General features: G+C 34.6%; 19 protein-coding genes. 5 read left to right on the plus strand and 14 right to left on the minus strand.

Going from position 1 to position 22483, the window contains the following annotated elements:
• The 3 genes from KBI38_04980 to KBI38_04990 form a co-directional block, all read right to left on the minus strand.
• Positions 1-847: FAD-dependent oxidoreductase (locus tag KBI38_04980; GenBank protein ID MBP8629416.1), on the minus strand; the 847-nt coding region annotated here is incomplete at its 3' end.
• A gap of 1 nt (position 848) precedes the next feature.
• Positions 849-1961, minus strand: a complete 1113-nt coding sequence (gene alr, locus KBI38_04985; GenBank protein ID MBP8629417.1) for an alanine racemase — start codon at positions 1959-1961, stop codon at positions 849-851.
• A gap of 137 nt (positions 1962-2098) precedes the next feature.
• Entirely contained in the window at positions 2099-4063 is a 1965-nt protein-coding gene (locus tag KBI38_04990) for a peptidoglycan glycosyltransferase (protein MBP8629418.1), read from the minus strand.
• A 137-nt stretch (positions 4064-4200) separates the two neighbouring features.
• Here KBI38_04990 and KBI38_04995 point away from each other — a divergent pair, with 137 nt between their 5' ends.
• Positions 4201-4647, plus strand: a complete 447-nt coding sequence (locus KBI38_04995; GenBank protein ID MBP8629419.1) for an Lrp/AsnC family transcriptional regulator — start codon at positions 4201-4203, stop codon at positions 4645-4647.
• A gap of 45 nt (positions 4648-4692) precedes the next feature.
• On the opposite strand, the gene KBI38_05000 is transcribed toward KBI38_04995, so the two are convergent.
• The 8 genes from KBI38_05000 to KBI38_05035 all read right to left on the minus strand — a co-directional run bounded on the left by KBI38_05000 (position 4693) and on the right by KBI38_05035 (position 13793).
• A complete protein-coding gene (locus tag KBI38_05000; GenBank protein ID MBP8629420.1) occupies positions 4693-5766 on the minus strand; it encodes an HD-GYP domain-containing protein in 1074 nt (357 codons plus the stop codon).
• Between the two features lie 284 nt (positions 5767-6050).
• On the minus strand, positions 6051-6377 hold the full coding sequence (locus KBI38_05005) for a winged helix-turn-helix transcriptional regulator (GenBank protein MBP8629421.1): 327 nt from the start codon (positions 6375-6377) through the stop codon (positions 6051-6053).
• Entirely contained in the window at positions 6352-7122 is a 771-nt protein-coding gene (gene nuoB, locus KBI38_05010) for an NADH-quinone oxidoreductase subunit NuoB (protein MBP8629422.1), read from the minus strand. The genes KBI38_05005 and nuoB overlap by 26 nt, the downstream gene beginning before the upstream one ends.
• Positions 7123-7139: 17 nt before the next feature.
• On the minus strand, positions 7140-8720 hold the full coding sequence (locus KBI38_05015; GenBank protein MBP8629423.1) for an NADH-quinone oxidoreductase subunit C: 1581 nt from the start codon (positions 8718-8720) through the stop codon (positions 7140-7142).
• Between the two features lie 2 nt (positions 8721-8722).
• A complete protein-coding gene (locus tag KBI38_05020) occupies positions 8723-10153 on the minus strand; it encodes a hydrogenase 4 subunit F (GenBank protein ID MBP8629424.1) in 1431 nt (476 codons plus the stop codon).
• Between the two features lie 33 nt (positions 10154-10186).
• On the minus strand, positions 10187-10822 hold the full coding sequence (locus tag KBI38_05025) for a hydrogenase (GenBank protein MBP8629425.1): 636 nt from the start codon (positions 10820-10822) through the stop codon (positions 10187-10189).
• An 11-nt stretch (positions 10823-10833) separates the two neighbouring features.
• Positions 10834-11775: an NADH-quinone oxidoreductase subunit H gene (locus KBI38_05030; protein ID MBP8629426.1), complete on the minus strand. Its 942-nt coding sequence runs from the start codon at positions 11773-11775 to the stop codon at positions 10834-10836.
• Between the two features lie 8 nt (positions 11776-11783).
• Positions 11784-13793: a hypothetical protein gene (locus tag KBI38_05035; GenBank protein ID MBP8629427.1), complete on the minus strand. Its 2010-nt coding sequence runs from the start codon at positions 13791-13793 to the stop codon at positions 11784-11786.
• Positions 13794-14069: 276 nt separating this feature from the next.
• Between KBI38_05035 and nhaA the strand changes: the two genes are divergently transcribed.
• On the plus strand, positions 14070-15422 hold the full coding sequence (nhaA, locus tag KBI38_05040; GenBank protein MBP8629428.1) for a Na+/H+ antiporter NhaA: 1353 nt from the start codon (positions 14070-14072) through the stop codon (positions 15420-15422).
• Positions 15423-15471: 49 nt separating this feature from the next.
• Here the strand turns inward: nhaA and KBI38_05045 are convergent, their stop codons facing one another.
• The 3 genes from KBI38_05045 to KBI38_05055 all read right to left on the minus strand — a co-directional run bounded on the left by KBI38_05045 (position 15472) and on the right by KBI38_05055 (position 18864).
• Positions 15472-17544: a diguanylate cyclase gene (locus KBI38_05045; protein ID MBP8629429.1), complete on the minus strand. Its 2073-nt coding sequence runs from the start codon at positions 17542-17544 to the stop codon at positions 15472-15474.
• 137 nt (positions 17545-17681) lie between these two features.
• Positions 17682-18512 (minus strand): HD domain-containing protein, encoded by an 831-nt coding sequence (locus KBI38_05050; protein MBP8629430.1) that lies wholly within the window; start codon positions 18510-18512, stop codon positions 17682-17684.
• Positions 18502-18864 carry a response regulator gene (locus KBI38_05055; protein MBP8629431.1) on the minus strand — a complete coding sequence of 121 codons (363 nt, stop codon included), beginning with the start codon at positions 18862-18864 and terminating at the stop codon, positions 18502-18504. The genes KBI38_05050 and KBI38_05055 overlap by 11 nt, the downstream gene beginning before the upstream one ends.
• 400 nt (positions 18865-19264) lie before the next feature.
• Here KBI38_05055 and KBI38_05060 point away from each other — a divergent pair, with 400 nt between their 5' ends.
• Genes KBI38_05060 through KBI38_05070 form a run of 3 tightly spaced genes read left to right on the plus strand, consistent with a single transcriptional unit; the run spans position 19265 to position 22427 of the window.
• Positions 19265-19888 carry a cobalamin-dependent protein gene (locus KBI38_05060; GenBank protein ID MBP8629432.1) on the plus strand — a complete coding sequence of 208 codons (624 nt, stop codon included), beginning with the start codon at positions 19265-19267 and terminating at the stop codon, positions 19886-19888.
• A complete protein-coding gene (locus KBI38_05065; protein MBP8629433.1) occupies positions 19889-20944 on the plus strand; it encodes a uroporphyrinogen decarboxylase family protein in 1056 nt (351 codons plus the stop codon).
• Positions 20937-22427 carry a diguanylate cyclase gene (locus KBI38_05070; GenBank protein ID MBP8629434.1) on the plus strand — a complete coding sequence of 497 codons (1491 nt, stop codon included), beginning with the start codon at positions 20937-20939 and terminating at the stop codon, positions 22425-22427. The genes KBI38_05065 and KBI38_05070 overlap by 8 nt, the downstream gene beginning before the upstream one ends.
• The last annotated feature ends 56 nt before the right edge of the window (positions 22428-22483 follow it).

A 22483-nucleotide genomic window follows, 5' to 3' on the forward strand; every position in this document is an offset into this window, starting at 1 on the left:
TATTCAAATAATTAATAACGCTGTGAATTGCCACTAAGCCTTCACCGGACGCTTTGCTTATTTGCCAAGGTTTCCCAATGCAGTCACCCGCGGCAAAAACACCTTTTATATTAGTAGCCATATCTCTATCTACCTTAACAACTTGATTTTCCAGTGCTAATTCCGGAAAAATATTATCAATCGGATCTGTCGCTCTAATAATGAAAATACCATCAGCCGCAATAGTTTCTTGCCCCAATACCAACTGCTCTACTTTCATTGTTCCAACTATTTCTTTAATAATATCTTTTTTGACAATAAAAGAATATTTTTTTTCATCAGACATTTTATATTGTGGAAGATAAGTTACCTTCTCACAAATTTCCGCCAAGTACTCCGCTTCATGCTCCGCTTCAGCCGTATAACCAATTACCACTACTTCCTTACCTTTATACAGCATCCCGTCACAAGTGGCACAATAACTGACGCCTCTGCCTAAAAACTCTTTTTCCCCCGGTAACAATTTAGCCGGTGCTACTCCAATCGCCATAATCACACTCTTCGCCTGATAATTGCCTTTATTAGTTAAAATCATAAAATTATCATTATCAATAAAAATATTGGTAACTTTTTCCTTAATTAAACTGACTTCTTCATAACTTAGCGCATGATCAGCCATTTTTTGCATCAAGTCTTTTCCGCTAATCTCTGGCAAGCCTACATAATTATCAACAGTATGTGCTTTCTGCAGTTTGGCGCTAAATTCTCCTTGCTCAAACAACGCAATCTTTTTCTTTCGAATAGCCCCAGTCACCGCTGACGATAAACCGGCTGGGCCACCCCCGATAATTGCAATATCAAACATCATGCTACCTCCTTAGATAAATGCGTGGCACTCTATTACTTACCATACAAACTATTTCATAATTAATCGTTCCCAACACCTCAGCAATATCATCGGCTAATTGTTTTTTATCACCAAATAATATTACCTCATCACCCACTTTAGCGTCGGTGATTTTAGTTACATCAATCATGCATTGATCCATACAAATTCGGCCCACAACCGGTACTTTTTGGTCTTGCAATAAAACTTGCACCTTCCCTGATAACATTCTACTCCAACCATCGGCATAACCAATCGGTAAAGTTGCAATAATGCTTTTTACCGTAGTCTGAAAAGTACAGCCATAACTAATATATTGATGGGGCAACATTTGTTTTACATGCGTAATCCTCGCTTTTAAAGTCATCACAGGGTTTAAGTCAAGCTCTTGCTTTACCTCCGCCGATGGCCATAGTCCATATAAAGAAACCCCAAACCGCACCATATTAAAGTGACTTTCCGGTAACTCCAGTACCGCCGCACTATTAGCCATATGTTGTAGCGGAATCTCAATGCCTTGTGCCACAATTTGGTCAAGTGCTATTTTAAACAATTTTAGTTGTCGCTTAGCGTAACTTTTATCAACGGCATCCGCTTTCGCAAAATGCGAAAACACCCCTTCGATCTTAATATTACTTAGTTTCTTGACAGCTTCAGCAAAAACACCGGCTGTTTCAGGTGCAATCCCTAATCGCCCCATCCCGGTATCAATTTTTAAATGAATTTTCGCAGTAACAGCTTTGTCGTGAGCCATTTTATTTATTGTTTCGATATAATCCAAAGCATATGCCGTTTGGTCGATATCATATTCTAACAAATCATTAATTCGCTCCAACGGTGTGTACCCCAATATTAAAATGGGAACCCTAAACCCCGCCTGTCTGATTTGTATGGCCTCATCAATTCTCGCTACCGCTAAGTAATCCGCACCAGCTTTTAGTACAGTTTTAACAACTTCTATCACTCCGTGACCATAAGCATTAGCCTTAACAATCGCACAAATCTTGGCATTATTTTGAACCTTACTCGCTAGTTGTTGAAAATTATGTTCCAGTGCTGCTAAATTTATCTCCGCCCAAACCAATTCTTTTGACACATTAATTCATCTCCTAAAATATAAACCAAATAGTATTTACCGACTTTTCTACCGGCAAATACTATTTTAAACATTATTTGATACCTTTTTATCTTACTGCGTTAAGATTATTAACACAAGACTTACCACCCCTAACTTTAGTTAGCGGCAAAGTCTACGACAATATAAGTTCCTTTATCAACAATACTATTTGGCATAATATTTTGTTTTTGCGCTACGCCATTACCATTAGGAATTAGAACCAATCCTAAATTACTAAGCTCTGTACTAACCATTCTAATACTTTTCCCTTGCAAATTAGGCACCACCACTTTACCCTCTGGTCCATTAATCGTAACCGGCGGGCTTGGCATTGCAACATTTCCGCCACTATTAGTTGGCTGTATATCAACAACATATGCTGGTTTAATATTTAAGTAACGTAACACTTGTTCAAAAATACCACCGGCAATCGGTGCCGCAATTTCACCACCATAATATTTCCCATCAGGATCATCTAATACTACCAGCACCGCGACTTGAGGATTTTCAACCGGGGCAAATCCACAAAAAGATGCGATATAATGTCCGGCTTTATAACCAATACCATTATCATTAAGTTTTTCGGCAGTCCCGGTTTTGCCGGCAATACGATAACCTTTTACCGCTGCCAACTTACCACCACCATCACTAACAACCTTTTCTAACATCATTGTTAACTCTTGTGCTTTTTCCGCTGTAATAACCTGATTAACGCCCTGAACAGCAAACTCCTGAAAAATACTGTTATCTTCATTTTTTATTTCTTTAATAATATGCGGTTTTAATAATTGACCTTTATTAGCAATCCCCGACATCGCCGTAATTAGTTGCATTGGCGTAACCGCAATACTTTGACCAATCGACATCGTCGCGACATCTGGTGTAGTCATATCTTTGGGCTCAAAGAGCAAGCCATTTTCTTCCCCTGGTAACCCAAGACCTGTCGCCTTACCAAAACCAAACGCTTTCGCATAATTAATCAGCTTTTCTGAACCCAATCTCATGCCAATTTGTACAAAACCGGTATTAATAGACTTTTTAATTACTTCCGTAAAGCTGACACTACCATAGCTATCGCCACTCCAGTTTTTAATCCGGCGATCCGCTACTTGAATATAACCTTGATCAACCAATATATCGTTAGGATGAATCAACTCTTCTTGTAATCCGGCAGCGGCAACCATTGCCTTGAAGGTCGACCCCGGTTCATAAATTGAGGAAACAGCTCTGTTTTTCATCTGCTCTTGGCTAAATTTATAAAACTCATTAGGATTATAGGTCGGTCGATTAGCCATTGCTAAAACTTCACCGGTCTGTGGATTCATCACAATTACCGTCATCGCATGAGCTTTGGTTTCCAAAATAGCTTTATCCATCGCCTGCTCTACAATAAACTGAATATTATTATCTATTGTTAAATAAACATCTTTATGATGTTTCCGTGCCGTAAACGAGAAGATCGAGTTTAAAATTGGTGAACCATAGGCATCGGTCGCTATTTTTTTGTTATCGGCAGATCCTCTGATAACATCATCGGCCATTAATTCAATCCCATCTAAGCCAATATCATCAGTTCCAACAAACCCCAACACCTGCGCCGCCAAAGTATTGTTCGGATAATAGCGTTTGCTTTCATCTTCAAAGCCTAAGCAATTCAACTTATTGTCCTTTCGAAAAGCTATTACTTTTGCCACAACTTCCGGCTCTAACATTCTTTTTACCCAAACAAATCTGCCACCATAATTAATTTTTTCCAAAATTTCTGCAGGATTCATTCCTAAAATCGGGCCCAGTCCATTAGCAATAAATTCCGGATCTTTAACTTCATACGGATCAATAAATAGCGATTTTGTTAAGATACTGACCGCCAACTCTTTACCATTACGATCATAAATAGTTCCTCGCGGTGACTGCAAGGCCTTACTGTCATGAACTTGGCTTTGCGCTATTTCACTTAACTTACTGCCTTGAATAAATTGAATCCAAAATATTCGTGCAATCAAACCGATTACCAATATTAAAAAAAGCGAAATTGTCACAGCAATTCGTTTTTGAACTTTCTTTTTTAAAACAACAACCACAGCTAAGCTCCTCCCTATCACTATCTTAATTCTGTAAAATAATATGATTTCCTTTAAGTCTTTTTTAAAAATTCAATTCCATATTTCATAGATGCTGTTATAATAATTATGGAATAGCTTTATTTAGGAGGTATATTATGGACGATATAGATAAAAAAATATTACGGTTACTTCAAAAAAACGCAAGAATTACCATCTCTGATTTAAGTTCAGAAATTGCTTTATCAATGCCAGCCATCTCCGAACGCCTAAAAAAATTAGAAGCCAGTGGTGTTATCAAGCAATATGCCGCCATTCTAGACCCCGCTTTATTAAACAAGCATTTGATGGCACAAATTTTTATTCGCTTGGAGAAGCCACTATACTGTGATGCTTTTACTGATTTTGTCAAACAAGAAAATGAAATTCAAGAATGTTTTTATATCACCGGCGAATTCGATTACTCCTTAAAAATCGTCACCGAAAATACGAAAACCTTAGAACAATTACTACATAAAATTAAAAATCAACCGGGGATTGCCAACACTAAAACCTTAGTAGTCTTATCACCTGTTATCAATAATCCATCTCCCGGTCCGGACTAAAAAAACCATTGTGCCGCGCATTAGCAGCACAATGGTTTTTCATTTTTAATCTTCTTCCAAAATATTGACGATTGCAATTCCTTTTTGTTTTTCTAAATCGATAAATTCGCCTTCTAAAGTTTTGACAATCGGTCTAGCTGACAAGAAATGTCCCATTTTCACAACTTCAGCCGTTCTGCCATCACTTAATTCAACAATATTACCAGTAAAATAATTGCGAACATTATTTAAGAAAATACTGCAAATATAAGTATCGAGCTTATCAAACATCTCTCCTTGTAATATTTCCACAACCGAAAACGGATTAACCTTATCACGATAAATTCGATTAGAGGTTAAAGCGTCATAAACATCGGCAATGGCAATGACTTTCGCAAACGGGTGAATTTGTTCTCCTTTTACCTTCATCGGATAGCCAGTACCATCAATTCTTTCATGATGTTGCAATATTCCATAAGATATTTGTTGCGAAATATTTGGTACTAAATTGACAAATTTAAACCCTAAGGTTGAATGCAATTGCATTACTTCCATTTCTTTTGGAGTCAATTTACCCGGTTTATTTAAAATACTATCCGGTATTTCCATTTTCCCTAAATCGTGCAACAGCCCGGCTAAAATAAGTTCATCCAAGTCTTTACTCTTATATTTTAACCAGCGCCCCAACACTCCACAAATTATTCCGACATTCAAAGAGTGAGTAAACGTATATTCATCTTGCTCGCGTAATAAATATAAATGATTAATAACACCAGCGGTATTAATCAGCGGTAGCATTCTTTGCTTGTATAAAGTCATAAGCTCCGGTAATGATACAATTCTCGTTCTGCTGATATTTTCAAAGATATTTTGCAACATATTAACAGTTTGATAATATCCTTCAAAAAACTTTTGTTGCGTTGTCACCAACGGTTTCGGTGGCAAGGTTACCTGTTGGTTTAATTCAACTTTTTCTTTAACAACGATTTCTTTGATATCCAAAAATTCCAAGCTCTCTATTAGTCGATCAGTTAGCTCTACGCCCGCACTTAGTGCTACTTTTTCGCCTACGACAATATCTTTTCCGACAACCATTCCTTTTTTTAGCTGTGAAACTGAATACCTTACGTTCTTGAACATAAACTCACCTCTTAAAAATATCGCAAATGATAATTTTATACTTATTATTTATAAAGTAGCAACATTACTTCGGTCGAAAAAATCCAATAAAAAGTAATATATATATTTACCAAGGACAGGTTAAAGTCCTTTAATTTCATCTCTTTTTTTACATTTTTTAAAAAAATAAGTCATAGGTCTGAGTAAATTTTCCATATTACCAACTTTTATTCTATAACGATACTATGGACTAGTCAGTTTTAGCTTAAGAAAAGCCCTAAAGTAATCTTTAGAGCTTTTCAAATTTATTCATCTTTGAATTTATCCAACATGGAAATAGCATCAATCAAATGATTATTAAAAATTTGTTTAGCAACATTCAGTAATTCAATAATCATCGGATCACATAGGGAATAATTAACTTTATTACCATCCTTAGTGCCATATACAATGTTTTTACTCCGTAAAATTGCCAGCTGTTGTGAAACCGCTGAGCCTTCACTGCCGATTAAAACTTGTAATTCATTTACATTTTTATCACCGTCAGCTAATAATTCTAAGATTCTAATTCGCAATGGATGTGCTAATGCTTTAAAAAAATCAGCTTTAAATCGTTGTAGTTCCAGATTCAACAGTTCCACCTCTCTTTATCTTTTCTTCATATTTCAATAAACCTAACAAAATCCCTTCTAACAAGGCCTGGGGACGTGGTGGACAACCCGGTACCACTACATCGACCGGTACCACCTTATAAACTGCCCCAATGTTAGCGTAGGTTTTTCCAATAACACCGCCACTAATACCACAAGACCCTACCGCCATCACTATTTTCGGATTAGGGGTCGCCTCATAGGTTTTAGTAAGAGCTCCTAATAAATTTTCGGTAACGCCACCGGTTATCATCAACAAATCGGCATGGCGTGGTGATGCTACAAAATTAATCCCCCAACGACTAACATCATAAAAAGGGTTACTTAGCATCGACATTTCAAAATCACAGGCATTACATGAGCCCGTATCAACATGCCGAATATGTAACGACCCACCCATAATTTTCTTGATTTTTTGTTTTAGCAAGTCTGCCTTAAATTCTTGCTCCTGCTCTAATATATTATATATTTTGTTGCTTTGAAGCAAGGCTTTATTGCCACAATGTTTTAAACAAGCGCCACAGTATACACATTTTAAATGATTGATGGTTATTTTATCGGTTATAGTAATAGCTTGCGTCGGACAACACCGGACACATTCACCGCATTTACTGCAACTACTAGTGTCAGCCTCAACCATGCCCTTATAGCGTGGTGAAATATTTTGGTAGACATCACGTTCTGTAACGGTGCCGGTCTGCCAAATTTTTTTAAACAGCTCTAACATTTAATCCCTCTTTTCAATCAGCGATCACAACACGCATAGCAAAGTTCAAAACTTTTATTTATTAATGGAAAATCCGGAATAATATCGCTGGTCACAGCTAAACAGACTGCCGGCCAGTTACTATAAGAAGCTGAGGAGATTCTATAGCGATAAATTTTCCCGTCTTGATTTACCATCATCCAATGACAATCCTCGCCGCGGGGCGATTCAACCATAGCAAACCCGCTCTCATAAGCTTTTATATTTTGTAAGGACACTGTGAGTTCACCATTTGGTAAATCATTTAAAATTTGCCTAATAATATTAATACTTTCTCTAACTTCTAATACTCTAATTTTAAGCCGATCTAAAACATCACCATAAGTGGTGGTCTGCACCGCAAACTTTAATTTATCATAACATAAATAAGGAGTGTCGCGACGACAATCAATATCTCGTCCTGAAGCTCTGGCGGCAACACCGACTACTTCCAAATCACAAACTTGGCGATAAGTTAAAGTGCCGGTTTTTTGCATTCGATTGAGTGCAATCTCATGCTCAAAAATAATTTCTACCAAGTCTTGATATTCAATCTGTAAATCATCCATAAACCTTAAAATTTTATTGATGTCATTGTTATCAATATCAAGACTGACTCCCCCTAAAACAATTGCCCCCCGCAAATAACGATGTCCAGTCAAGTCTTCATTGAGACGCAATAGTTTTTCCTTTAAAATACTACCTTGACTCACCGCAACAGCAAAGCCAAACCCGGCACAAATATTGCCGGTATCACCAACATGATTATATAGTCGTTCCAATTCTAAAAATAATACTCGTAAGTATTGTGCCCTCTCACTAATCTTGGTCTGCGACAGCTTTTCTGCTAATAATACAAAACTAGCACTATGTGAAACATTACAAACGCCACAAATTCGCTCTATGATAAAGGATGCTTCTTCTAATGTTTTTCCTTCTAAGCTTTTTTCAATGCCACGATGTGTATAAAATAATTTCGCATCTAAATGTAGAATTTTTTCACCAACAGCACCAAATCTAAAATGTCCCGGTTCGATAATGCCGGCATGAATAGGTCCTACCGGTATTTGCGTAACATCATTCCCCAAATATTGCATAAAGTTATTATTATTTTTATTCTCATATTTTAAGGGCACGATTTTAAAGTCTTTTCGCAACGGATAACTATTTTCATCCCACCGTCCATGATTGATTAAAGGAGTCCGATTAGGATGTCCCACCGCTCTTAACCCCAATAAATCATTTACTTCTCGCTCATACCAATCAAGGGCTGGCAATTTAATACTCAGCGACGGAAAGGTTGGATCGTCTTCACTAATCATCATTTTCAAAGTAATACATTGCTTAATATCACTAAGCAGAAAAATATAATAAAGCGCAAATTTGCCACTAATACTGCGTTCATCATTACCAATCATATTTAAAAATCTTATTTTATTGTTGTCATATAAAAATTCCACTATTTCCGGTAAATCTTTTTTTACAATTCTAATTAACCACTCATTGGCGCTAGTTTCTTCAACTTGTAAAATTTTATCACCCAAATGTAGTTTCAGTTTTTTCAGTATTACTCTAATCATCACTACACTCCTATAACTGTAGCTGCCATGATAACAGCTTGTTGAATAAACGGCAACACATATAAACCGCCAACAATTACCAATAATAATGGCAACAACATTGCTACTATGGTCCAGCTATCTTCTTTGATATTTTTCGCCTTTTTCGGCTCTTCACCAAAAACCATTCTAATAACATAATAAGACATTCCACTAAAAATTATTGCCACTAGTACGGCAAACAAACAACCCAGCCATAATTTACCGGATTTTATGCACCCTAACATAATGGTAAATTCACTGATAAACAAACTAAAAGGTGGCGCACCGGCAATCGCCAAACTTGATATTAAGAAAATTACTCCGGTATACGGCATACTTTTTATTACGCCACTAATTCTGGCAATATATTTGCTGTGATATTGTTGGGTAATAGTGCCGGCAGCAAAAAACAATAGTGATTTTCCTAAGGAATGATTCACCATATGTAATAAGCCACCATATAATCCCAAAGAACCACCAACGCCCATCGCTAAAGTTATTATGCCAATATGCTCCACACTAGAAAAGGCCAATAATCGCTTTAAATCATGTTGCACAAAAACAAACGGCACAATCGCAATAATGGATAATAACCCGAAGCAAATTAAATAAGTTGTAGCAATCTCTGGAATAACTGCCTTAGCAATGATGTACACGCGTAATACCCCATATAATGCGGTATTTAGCAATACCCCAGATAACACTGCACTAATTGGCGCTGGGGCCTGACTATGGGCATCCGGTAACCAAAAATGCATTGGCGCCAGACCCGCTTTTGTTCCAAAGCCAATTAAAATAAAAATAAAACCAACCTTAACCCATTCGGCATTCAATTGCCCAGCCACACTTAAGAGGTTAGTCCACTGTAACGCAGACTGCTCTTCTAATAACACCGTTAAACCTGATAAATAGATAAAAACAATTCCCAACAGCGCTAAAGCAATCCCAACTACCCCCATAATTAGATATTTCCATGCTGCTTCTAGCGAATGCTTATTGCCATAAAACGCTACCAACATGGCTGAAATTAATGTTGTTAATTCTATCCCCACCCATAATAGCCCTAAATTATTAAAGATCGTCACCAACAACATACTGAGAATAAACAAATGAAAAAAACAATAATAAAACCCTAATTTTTTTAGCGAGATAATATCATGAGCTAATTCCGTCCGCATATAACCAACCGAGTAAATACTAGCAGTAAAACCAACAGTCGCAATTAGCACTAAGTTAATGCTGCTAAGTGCATCAATATAAATAAAATTATCAAAGAGCGTTATAACATTACTCTGATTAATAAAGAGTGCAATAAAAACCGCACCAACCAATAATAAAAAGCTACCAATAATTTGCATAATATCAAAATTTTTAAGTTTATATGAGACTAAACAAAACAAGGCATTAACCATTGAAAGTCCCAGCAAAGTCAGTATTAACATTCTTTAACCTCTTAAATCCTGCATTTTTTCTGTATTTAAACTATTAAAAGTTGAACTAATCTTAAATGATAAGGACGCTATAATAATAACCGCGACAAACAAATCAAAAAATATACCCAATTCTACAACCATGGGCATTCCATAACTGATTGCCTGCGTTATTAAAAAGAGTCCATTTTCAATAACAATGACACCAATTCCTTGCAACAACACTTGCTTGCTATTAATAATTTTAAAAATCCCTAAAAATATCAGTGTTATCGCTGTTGCTAAATACTGCGCACCATGTTCAGCTGTCGGCAATTGTAATTTCGCCGCAATATATTGTCCAATCATTACTAATAAAAAAGCAATAAAGAGCGACATTACCGGTCCCAAAGAATGATCTATTCTTTTTTTATTGGCGGTCTTCTTAATCGTAAAATATAATACCAGCGGTATTAAAATTGCTTTAACACAAAGTGTCAAAATTCCCGCAATCAATAAGTGTAATAAACCTGTCTTAGTCCAAATAATCAAAGATACTAAGGCTAAGGCTAATGATTGCACAAAAATAATTCCCACTGCCTCTACTGCTTTTTTAAGTCTGAATAACATTAACGTACTAATTAACAAACAAATGGTAACAAAACTCTCCATTATTTCACCCCTTAATAATTAAACAATTGAAAAATTAGCGACAATACGGCTAACGATATTGAAGCTAAAATCAAATTTGGTACTAAAAACAGCCTTATTTTTGCATAAACCGTCTCGATCACAGCCAAACCTAATCCAACAATAAAAACTTTGCTGACATAAAGCACCAATGCCTGAGCTACTTCAAGATAACCAACATTAACCGCAATCCCATAAGGAAAAAATAAATTTATCAATACTGTAATTAATAACAATTGTTTAATCTGCACAAATAACACCATCAACCCCAAATACCGACCAGAGTATTCTAACATCATTGATTCATGCATCATCGTTAACTCCAAATGGGTATCGGGATTATCATAAGGCAAGCGACCGGTTTCTATAATCAAAACAATTACAAAGGCTATTAATGCTAGCCACCATGAAAAATTTGAGATAAAAAAATCATGTTGCAACACATTTTGTATAACATTACCAATATTAGTTTCCGTTGTAGTTAATAACACCGCAATGATCGAAAGTAGTAATGCCGGCTCCGTTAACGCTCCCATCACGCTTTCTCTACTGCCACCAAAGCCGCCAAACGAACTCCCAGCGTCCAGCGCCGTTAGTGCCATAAAAAATCGACAAAGTGCCAATAAGTATATTACTAAAATGATATCACCACTAAAGCCTAGTGGTGCTGGTACATAAAAACTCGGTATCAAAATACTGATCAGTAAAATAAGACCAAGGCACAAATACGGTGTAGTAACAGTAAGCCATGAAGCTTCTTTCGATATAACACTATCCTTTTTTAAATATTTCAAAATATCACGATATGGTTGAAACAAATCAGCGCCAATTCTATTTTGTAATCTCGCCTTAACTTTCTTTATCACCCCTTGCACTAATGGTGCCAGCAAAATAAAACTGCAAAGTTGTAACAGTACTAACAATATTTTTTCCATTACGCCACCTACCAAACCATCAATAAGCTTACAATTAAGGCAATAACCATATAGCTTAAATAATCTCTTAATTTACCATTTTGAATAATTCTAACTTTTTTAAAAAACTGCAACGACATTTTTACCAATGGCAGATACAGCAATTGTAATAACTTAACTTTGAGTGAGAATGAATGCTCAATTTTTTTATGATAATATTCATACTCTTTACTAATATCAACTTTTCGTTCAAATCCTAATATTTTTTTAAAAATAACCAATAGTGGCTCTGTAAAAGACGTTGCGGTATACTGCATTTTTTCTTCGTAATTAAACCCACACGTCCAAGTCTCACCGATAACAACCTTACTTTTATTAAATAATATCCGAACGAGCACTACTACCAACACACTGATTAACAATAAACTTCCAAATATTAACGCTAAATTTAAATCTTTCAAGGTGCCGGCTTGTTGTGGAATTGTTAAGAATAGTGAATTATGACTCAATGGCACAAAATAATTTGCCACTAAATTATTAACAACTGCCATAAAATATTGCGGAAACAATCCTAGCAGTAATAAACTAGCAACCAATAACCCTTGTGAAACTTTAAACCACTGATTTTTTTCGGTAATCTCAGTAGCTTCTGCTACTGTTTTTCCTAAAAAAGCCACCCCAAAATTTTTAATGGCTCCAATTACCGCTAAGCCCCCAACCAATAAAACCAAGGCTAAAGTAAATATGACTGCCAACCGCAAGACCGGATTAGTCAAATAAAATAATAATTGAAACAAATTTTGTAATAATAACCATTCTGAAACAAACCCCGCAAAGGGTGGTAATGATGCTAAAGACATCACCCCTGCAAGAAAACAAATTGCAGTATAAGGCATCTTCTTATTTAACCCCCGCAACTTGCTTAGCTCCAACGACTTTAGTTGCGTAAAAATTACTCCACCACAAATAAACAATAACCCTTTAAAGAGAGCATGATTAAAACTATGAAATAACACTGTAAAAAAAGCTAATGCTGCCAATGCCGTTTGATCAAAGTGTTTAAAAATCAACGCTAAGCCCATACTAATTAAAATAATTCCCATATTTTCCGCACTACTATATGCTAAAAATCTTTTTATATTATTTTGTAACACTGCCAATAAAATACCGTATAAAGCACTGATTATTCCACTAGCCACTAAAAAAAATCCCCACCACAAAAAACTATTGCCGAGAAAATCAAAATAAAATCGACATAAGCCATAAACTGCTGTTTTAATCATTACTGATGCCATCAGGGCAATCACATTGATTGGCCCTAGACCATACGCCCGCGGTAACCAAACATGTAACGGAAAAATTCCTAATTTTGCCCCAAAACCAATTAAGGCACAAATAAATAAAATATTTAAGGTTAAACCATCTAAAGTCTGTCCTAAATTTTTATAATCAGCAAAATTAATACTACCTGTTTTTAAATATAGCAACAAAAAAGCACAGGTAATAAACGCAGTTCCTAAATGAGTTATTACTAAGTAAATATAACTATTCAGTTTTGCATTAGTGCTTTGATGTTCAAACATAATTAAAACAAAGGATATCAACGCCATCATTTCCCAAAACAATAAGAACAATAAAGAGTTATCAGCTAATATGACCCCACTTAAACTTAAACTAAATAGATTAAGTAAACTTAACATTACAACATTTTTATAATTCTGCCCTTTCAAATAACCTTGAGAAAAAATAAAATTAATTAAGCTCAAAAAATTTACTATAAGCAAAAAAAATGCTGCTAAATTATCAATTTTCACCACAATGTTTAAAATACTGATAATAATCCAGCCACTATAACTAAATATTTCATTATTAATAAGCACTGCTCCGGCACCAATGAGCCCACACAGACTTGCGCTAACGCCACTAAGCACTGCAATATTTTTCCCCCCATTAAGTTTTTGATAAAAACATAATGGTACTAAAAAACCGATTACTGTAAAAATTAGATTTCCTAGAAAAAGTTTTTGATAAAAATCCATTATTAACTCCCTTTACTTTAAATAATCGAATATCTGATTATTTAAAGATACTAAATTAAATCAGCTTTTTCAAACCCAACTTAGCTGATTTAGAATAGTATTAGGCAATAAACTAATCTAAGTCTTAACTAGGACAGTCTTACTTTATTTCTTCCCCTAAAATCTTCTTAAAACTCATTTTTTTGTTATTAACAGGCTAAAACTTGCTATTTTTTTCATTTTATTATAAGCTTATGACTATAAATTGATAATCATTATTATTAAGGAGGTTGAATTGTGGAAAAATACACTTTAAAACCTTTAAAGACGGTAACAACCTTTCTATCTTATCCCTTTAAAAGTTTTATGCAAGCAAATTCCTTAGGCGGAAATTTGTTATTGCTCTCATTAATTCTCGGTTTGTTCTTGGCAAATTCACAATATCAAAATCAATATCATGCTCTTTGGCAACAACATCTCGGTTTTTTCTGGGGTGATTATAAATTTGAAAAAAGTATGCTTCATTTTATTAATGATGGTCTGATGGCAATATTCTTTTTTCTAGTGGGTCTAGAAATAAAACGGGAGTTATTGGTCGGTGAACTTTCCGTACCAAAAAAAGCACTATTTCCGGTGGCTGCCGCACTGGGTGGAGTTATCTTTCCTGCCATATTTTTTTCACTCTTACAATTCGGTAATGCTGAAACACTGCGCGGTTGGGCTGTACCAACAGCAACTGATATCGCCTTTGCTTTAGGAATCTTATCGCTTTTAGGCAGTAAAGTTCCAATATCTTTGAAAATTTTTCTGACTGCCTTAGCAATCGTTGATGATATTGTAGCGATCTTACTAATTGGTATTTTTTATTCGGCGCCACCGAATTTAATAGCTTTGGCTGTTGCTACGATTTTATTATTTGTCATGTTTTATTTAAATCATTATGGCATTAGAAACCTTTCGGTTTACCTTTTTTTAGCCATTTTATTATGGTACGCTATTTTTCTGTCGGGGATTCATGCCACATTAGCCGGCGTCTTGGCAGCCTTTACTATTCCGGTTAAGGTTAGCTTAACTCGCCAAGCTGCTGCTGATAAAAGTAAAAAACTAGTTAAAAAATTACATGATTTAAGCTCTTCTTCCGCCGAAATTCTTGGCGATAAAGCTTATCAAAAAGTATTATCACAGCTGTCTAAAATCTATGTTCAAGCCGGTACGCCCCTAGAACGCTTAGAACATAAATTACATCCATTGGTGTCTTATTTTATTTTACCGTTATTTGCTTTTGCTAACAGCGGAATCACTATTGATGGTGCCATGTTTTATAGTCTATTAGAACCGCTCTCACTAGGGATTATCTTCGGCCTATGCTTTGGTAAACCTATTGGGATAACCTTCATTTGCTATTTGCTGGATAAATTAAAATTGACTGAAAAACCTGCTAATATGTCGTGGCAACAATTATGGGCTAGTGGCTTTTTTGCCGGGATCGGCTTTACCATGTCAATTTTAATTGCGAGCTTAGCCTTTGATAACATTCACTTATTAAATCAAGCTAAACTTAGCATTATCGTTGCTTCTGCTTTAGCCATTATCCTCGGCACTCTTTTATTATTGCTTGACCCTAAAACTAATACTCCACCAAAACATTGATAAAAAATCCTCAACAGAGAGCTTGTTAAACTCCCTGTTGAGGATTTTTTTAAGTTAAATCATTTTCTTTTTCCTGTGTGAAAATTGTTAACCGACCTTTGCCTCTGCTTTTCGATAAATATAAGGCCGTATCAGCTTTTTCATAAAGCTCTTCAAAAGTAATCCCGTCCGCTGGCGAAAACGCTACCCCAAAACTCACACTAATATCAGCAATACAAACCTGCTCCCCTTGGCGTGAATTAATGTCGTAATAATCCGCTAAGGCTTTTTGCACCGCTTCAATTTTACTAAGAATAGCTTCATTACTTTTAACATTTTTTAAGAAAATAATAAACTCGTCGCCACCAACTCGTCCGACAATATCATCTTTGCGAAAAGATAATTTTAAATTTTCAGTAAAACCTTTTAATAATCGGTCACCTTTCGCATGCCCTAACGTATCATTGAGCTTTTTAAAATTATCCAAATCACAGATTATTAAGGCATGTTTACCGACTCTAGCATTATTATTTAAATATTTTCTAATGAAATTTTCTGTCGTAACCTTATTATATAAACCCGTTAATAAGTCTACCTGTGCTCTTAACTGAAGTTCTTCTACCTCTTTTTTCAATTTATCCACATCACGCAATAATACAATCACTTTACTAACTTCATTTTTCTCATTTAGAACCGCTTTACTAATTAATAAATACCAATTAAATTCACTACTTTGATTTAATCTTGCCCTAATATCAATTTCCGGCACTGTTTTGCCCGCCAAAACATCCCGCATATGATTTAAATATAATTCCCGATCATCAGGATGCACAAAAAAAGTGTGGGGCGGAATTATTTTATGGTCTTCATCGTAAATCTTTTGATAATGATATTTATCAGTAATTTTGCCGGAGCGATACACCGTATCACCTTCTAAGTCCCATTCAAAAATACTCTCCTGTGCACTTTCCATAATAATGCGATGACATTCTTCACGTTGTAATAATTCATGCTTATCTTTATTAATTTTTTCCATCAAGGTATTGAAAATGTACGCTACTTCAGAAAATTCGCCTTCTTTGCTACTAAACTTTGCCGAAAAGTCTCCGGCTTTTACTTTTCCTAAAATTTCAATAAAATCTTGTAAGGGCTTGGTTATTTTTTGCGTTAAAATCCAGCCACCAAGAGCTAAGCAAAAACAGAAAATTGCTACACCTAAACTTGCCAATAAAATTCTTTTTTCAAATAGCCGAATTAACTCCTGTTTATCAGCAGTGGCAACAACAGCCCATGAAGTATTAGGAATATTACTATAATAAGCTAGTTGCTGACCATTTTTGTTGCGATAACTTAAAAAGCCTTTACTCTGCTCTGTTTTATTAACCGAAAACCATTTACTAATCAGCTCGGAGTCAGCTTCATTATCTTCATAGACATCTTTCATTACCGGATTATTGTTATCTGCTGATTTTTTAATAAAATTGCTACCTTTATCAAAAACCAATAACTTTACGGTCTTATATTCGTTAGAAATTGTGTTTATTTCAATATTTTTCTTATCTATTATTAATTGAATAAACCCTACATAATTATCGTTATAATATACTGGCTTAGCAAAGACCAACAAGCTGGTTTTATTGTTATAGTCACCTAATAAATTAGAAATATACACATTATCATTATTGTTATATTGCTGTAGTTCTGTGAATTTCGGACTTTTTTGCTTAATATTTGTTGTAATATTACTAGCCACAATAATACCGGTTTTATCTATCAGGTTAAGTTCAAAAACAATCTTTTCTTTTTCATCTTGTAATAAGTTTGCTTCTTGATTTTCTTGAATTCTTTGAAAAATTGTATTGATATATAGTTTTTCATTCTCGGTAGCTAAATCGCCCTTCTGCTGCTCCGCTAAAAACATTTTTATCCTATCAATCTGCGATAATATTTGCACCAAATTTTCGCGTTCTCTAATGAATTTACCAATATCTTGCACTGCATTATTATTAATTAACATTAACTTATTTTCAAAATCAGTACTTTGCTCCTGCCAAGCTACAAAATGTAAGATAGCAATGAAAATTATTAGCGGTGCTACAGAAAACAATATTAAGTTCTTATAAATATAGTGTTTAGTTTTCATCAACTCACCCTAATTCCATAAATTTATTGCTAATTAATTTACTTAATAATATCATAATTCATCCAAACATTTAACATTTTTTCACTATTATCAAAAAAATAGCAAATATTTATCTTTCTAAATATTTGCTATCTACGTTACGCCATTGTACTGGAAAATAGCTCTACCATAGTTTTATCAAATAAGGTGCCACCACCTGATAACACATCAAACACTGCTTCTCGTGGAGTAAATTGTTGCATCAGTAATCTATCATAATGATCTGCAACTGCCACCAATCTAGCAAATTCAATAATCTCGGTTTTCTTAAATTGAAACGGAAAACCACTACCATCAAATCTCTCATGATGTTGTAGACAAATCATCGCAACTATCATATCTAACTCTGCATTATTGCGAATTTTTAAAAACCCTAAAAAAGAATGGGCTTCATTATCTTCTTTAAAAAATCGTCCCATCCCACAATCATGTAACAATGCTCCCATTGCCAAATATTCTAAATTCAAAAAATTATAACCGGCATTAATACCCATAATAATTGAAAGAATCGTTGTTCTTAAACTATGTTTATATAAAACCTCATTTTGTCGTTCTGCCTCTAAAAAATCTTGAATCGGTGATTTTTCTAACACCGAATATAATACTTGTTCAATTCTGCTGGCATTTTTACTGATTTTAACCGTACGATACTTATCAATATCTTCAATTAGCCCCGTTATCGAATTCACACATTCTTGTGCTTTCGCTTTTAATACCGGAAGATTTTCTGTAACTTCTTCTTGGCTCTCATCTTGAATATCAATAACACTAACTTTAAATTTTTGTAAGCCCTGAATATAAGCCTTTGTTAATTTAATACCACGGCCAATTAATATCATCCCTCTATTATCACAGATGGTTTGGCCACAAATCATGCCTTCTTTTAAATCTTCTAACGCTATTGGTGTGGACTTTTTTTCATTTAGCATCACCCAATCCCAATAATTCTAAAATTTCCTGTTTTTTCAGTGGTTTTGGTAAAATAGCTAGTACATCGTACTTTTTACAATCTTGTTGCACCGTTTTTTGATTGGCAATTGAACTGATAATAATAATTTTGACCTTCCGATCTAACAACCTAATTATTTTCAAGGTTGCCAAGCCATCTAAGACCGGCATTGTTATATCTAAAAAAATAACATCAGGCCGAAAGGTTCGATGTTGCTCTAATGCTTCTACCCCATTATAGGCTGAAATAATTTCTACATCTTCCATCCCATCAAAAACATGTTTAACACTAATAATTGACATTTTAGAATCATCGGTAATCAATACGCGCATAGTAGCCTCCATAAATCTCTTTAAGTCTCTTAATAATATTTAGTTATGATAAGTTAGCAAAAAATCAATATATATTATAATTATAGTTATAGCAAGACCTTTAATTTTTGCAGTACTCCTTTAATAATCAAAAGGAGTAAATTACATATATTTTACACTGTTTATATTAAAATAAAAAGACAAAAATAGACAATATTATGCTGATTTTACCTTATTATAGTACTTCGACAAACCATGCCTTAATCCTTTAGTCCTAGATAAGTATTTTCACCTTAATAAAAGCTCTTCATTATTGCAGGTTATCACTGTTTTATGTCGAAATAATTAGTGTTTGATATTCCAATTTAAGTTTAATTTTACCTGATATTAGTTGTTATTTTGTGAATATGGAGGGTTCTCAATGAGCACTTATAGTAATAAATTTTTAGAAGCACTCTTATCGGTCGACAAACAAGCCTGCTTTGCTTTATTAGAAAAAAGATTTCGGGCTGATAGCTCTTTTTCGTCGATTGAAAATCTCATCATAGAATCTCTACAAAAGGTAGGCGAAGGTTGGGAAAATGGTACGGTGTCATTATCACAAGTTTATATGAGCGGCGTAATTTGCGAAGAATTATTTGATAAATATATTGCAATAAAAACACCGTTTATTGACACTGTCCAAAAAATTGGTATTCTAACCCTCAATGATCATCACACTTTAGGTAAAAGAATTGTCACTGCACTTGTTCATAGCTATGGCTATAATATCCTTGATTTAGGTAGCGGTCTCTCACCAGAAAAAGCGGTTACCTTAATTAAGCAAGCGCAACTTGATATCATTTTCGTTTCAACGTTAATGCTTCATTCTGCCTTGAAAATTAAAAACTTAAAAGAATTATTAATCAAAGAAAATCTTTCCGTCAAAGTTATTGTCGGTGGCGCACCCTTTAGGTTCGACGAAAATTTATGGCAAAAAGTTAATGCCGATGGTTGTTGTACCAGTGCTTTTGACACTTTAAAATATTTCAAGGAGGTCAATTAAATGAGTAAGCAAACTATGACCTCAATGGAGCGCTTTGTTGCTTCATTGCTTTTGAAAACTCCAGATAAAGTACCGTTATGTTTATTTTTTTCTAGCTATGGCGCTAAAGAACAGCAACTTTCCATTAAAGAATATTTTAAGCAACCTGAGCTGGTCGCTAAAACCCAATTGCACCTCCAGCAAAAATATAAAACCGATTGTCTTTATACTTTTTCTTATGCCCCCCTTGAAATTGAAGCCTTTGGTGGTGAAGTATTATTTAGTCAAGACGGTCCCCCTAATGCTGGTGAACCGATTATTAAAAATGATCTCGACATAAACAATTTAGAATTACCAAAAATCTCACAAACACCTTGTTTATTAAGAACCTTAGAAGTAACCTCAAAATTAAAAATTGCCGTAAAAGAAACCGTTCCAATAATCGGGGTAGTGATGTCACCATTTTCTCTGCCCATTATGCAAATGGGTTTTGAAAATTATTTAAATTTACTATATCTTAACAAACCTTACTTCTTAAAATTAATGCATAAAAATATAGAATTTTGTACTGCTTGGGCCAATGCACAGTTAAAAGCGGGGGCAACCACAATTTTTTATTTTGATCCCTTATCCTCCGGTGATTTCATTACTCGAAACCTTTTTTTATCAACCGGCTATAAGGTCGCCCAAAAAACCCTCAGCCACATCAACGGTTTTTATGGCGTAAACACCGCCTCTGCTAAAGTTACGGCAATCCTAGAAGATTTAATCAATTTAGAAGCAAAATATGTTAGCTTTAGTACAAACGATGATATTGTTAGTATCAAACAAGCGGCAGCGAAACGGATTTGCTTAGTCGGAAATTTAAATGGTATCAAAATGGTTAATTGGTCTGAGGCAGAAATTGTCTCCAATGTAAAAACTGTAATTAAACATGCCGGTAGAGATGGTGGGTTAATGTTAGCGGAAAGTCATGGCGAAATTCCTTGGCAAGTTTCTGAAAAAGTATTGCTAGGCATCAGCGCTGCTGTAGAAGAATTTGGACGCTACCCACTAACTTGGTGCAATCATGAATAAGTTAGAACTTTATGTGTGCTCAAATCTCTGTCCCGAAATCAACTACCTGCTAACAATTATGGATTATCCTGCTGTAACTGTTATTGAATATCCTTGCGCCTGCTTAATTAATGATAATCATAATATCATCAGTACTCTATTACAAAATAATGAACATAATAGCGCTGATAAAGTCATCATTTGTAGCAAGACCTGTGGAATTTTTAAATTTTTACCGGCTATTGATGTTTCATATCAAGTTAAAACCTTGGAATATTGCCATGAATATTTAGTTACCCCCACCACTTTTGAAAACTTAGTCCAAGATGGCAATTATTTAGTTACTACTGGTTGGTTACAAGCTTGGGCTAAAAATCTCAAACAAGCAGGGTTTGATGAAATAACCGCTCCAAGGTTTTTCAAAGATTTTTGCACTAAACTAATTTTCCTCAACACCGCCATCTCTCCTAACAGTATTAATGAATTAAAAGCTTGTGCTAATTATCTTAAGCTACCTTATGAAGACTTACCCTGTACTTTACAGTACTTAACTTTATTTTTAGAAAATATTATCTTAAAATGGCGTTTTAGTAGCTTTGAAGAAAAAGCCAATAATTTATCTTATCTACGCCGAGAAAATGCCAAATATGCGACGATGGTTGATATCATACAGAAATTTTCCAATACCAAAACAAAAACAGCTATTATTACAGAAGTTAAAAATATTTTAACTTTAATCTTAGGAGCAAACTCTTGTGAGTATACCGAGGACTTAGAGAATTTACCGCCGGAATTTAAATTAGGACAACCATTGTTAGTAGATAGTTCGCAACATTATTTAATTTTAGAAGATAATAACGGTTTTTTTATTAAAGTATTGTACTTCGACCAACCTTTAGCTTTAATTAAGGTTTCAGACTTTCTTTTCCCAGAATATCTCTTAAAGTATCTTGATTTTGCCAGTAGTATTATTCAGGTTTGTAGCGTCGCTCTACAAAATGCCACCCATATTGAAGCGCTCGAACAACATAAACATATTTTAAATTATATTAGTATTCACGACCACTTGACCACGCTCTACAACAGAGCTTATTTTAATGAAGTATTAGAAGATATTAAAGGCTCAAAACATTGGGCATTATTTGTCTGTGATATTGATGGTTTAAAGGTCGTTAATGATACTTATGGTCATACCGAGGGTGACAATTTAATTATCAAAATTACCGAACTATTAAAATCGTGTTTTCGAGAGACTGATATTATTGCTCGTTTAGGGGGTGACGAATTCGGTATTATTGTGAAAAAATGCAACCAAGCTTTGGCAGAAAAATTACAGAAACGCTTTTATCAACTATTAGAAAATTATACTCATGATAAAGCTTGGACAGTTCACGCCTCTCTCGGCTATGTTTGTGCTGAAAAAACAGCTTCCGTTGCCGAAATATTCAAAGCAGCCGACGAGGCGATGTACCGACAAAAACAATTATATAAAAATAGCTTATAAAAAAAGATAGTCTTTGATAGGTTTTAAACCCTATCAAAGACTATCTTTTTATTTTT

Source organism: Negativicutes bacterium, assembly GCA_018052945.1.
GTDB lineage: Bacteria > Bacillota > Negativicutes > JAGPMH01 > JAGPMH01 > JAGPMH01.

Excerpts from the sequence above, each read along its gene's own strand:
- KBI38_05070 (MBP8629434.1), top strand. The coding sequence starts at position 20,937 with ATGAATAAGTTAGAACTTTATGTGTGCTCAAATCTCTGTCCCGAAATC.
- nuoB (MBP8629422.1), bottom strand. The coding sequence starts at position 7,122 with ATGTTAGAGCTGTTTAAAAAAATTTGGCAGACCGGCACCGTTACAGAA.
- KBI38_05035 (MBP8629427.1), bottom strand. The coding sequence starts at position 13,793 with ATGGATTTTTATCAAAAACTTTTTCTAGGAAATCTAATTTTTACAGTA.
- KBI38_05050 (MBP8629430.1), bottom strand. The coding sequence starts at position 18,512 with ATGCTAAATGAAAAAAAGTCCACACCAATAGCGTTAGAAGATTTAAAA.
- KBI38_05015 (MBP8629423.1), bottom strand. The coding sequence starts at position 8,720 with ATGATTAGAGTAATACTGAAAAAACTGAAACTACATTTGGGTGATAAA.
- KBI38_05055 (MBP8629431.1), bottom strand. The coding sequence starts at position 18,864 with ATGCGCGTATTGATTACCGATGATTCTAAAATGTCAATTATTAGTGTT.
- KBI38_05045 (MBP8629429.1), bottom strand. The coding sequence starts at position 17,544 with ATGAAAACTAAACACTATATTTATAAGAACTTAATATTGTTTTCTGTA.
- KBI38_05060 (MBP8629432.1), top strand. The coding sequence starts at position 19,265 with ATGAGCACTTATAGTAATAAATTTTTAGAAGCACTCTTATCGGTCGAC.
- KBI38_05020 (MBP8629424.1), bottom strand. The coding sequence starts at position 10,153 with ATGGTTAATGCCTTGTTTTGTTTAGTCTCATATAAACTTAAAAATTTT.
- KBI38_05000 (MBP8629420.1), bottom strand. The coding sequence starts at position 5,766 with ATGTTCAAGAACGTAAGGTATTCAGTTTCACAGCTAAAAAAAGGAATG.
- KBI38_05065 (MBP8629433.1), top strand. The coding sequence starts at position 19,889 with ATGAGTAAGCAAACTATGACCTCAATGGAGCGCTTTGTTGCTTCATTG.
- KBI38_05030 (MBP8629426.1), bottom strand. The coding sequence starts at position 11,775 with ATGGAAAAAATATTGTTAGTACTGTTACAACTTTGCAGTTTTATTTTG.
- KBI38_05025 (MBP8629425.1), bottom strand. The coding sequence starts at position 10,822 with ATGGAGAGTTTTGTTACCATTTGTTTGTTAATTAGTACGTTAATGTTA.
- KBI38_04995 (MBP8629419.1), top strand. The coding sequence starts at position 4,201 with ATGGACGATATAGATAAAAAAATATTACGGTTACTTCAAAAAAACGCA.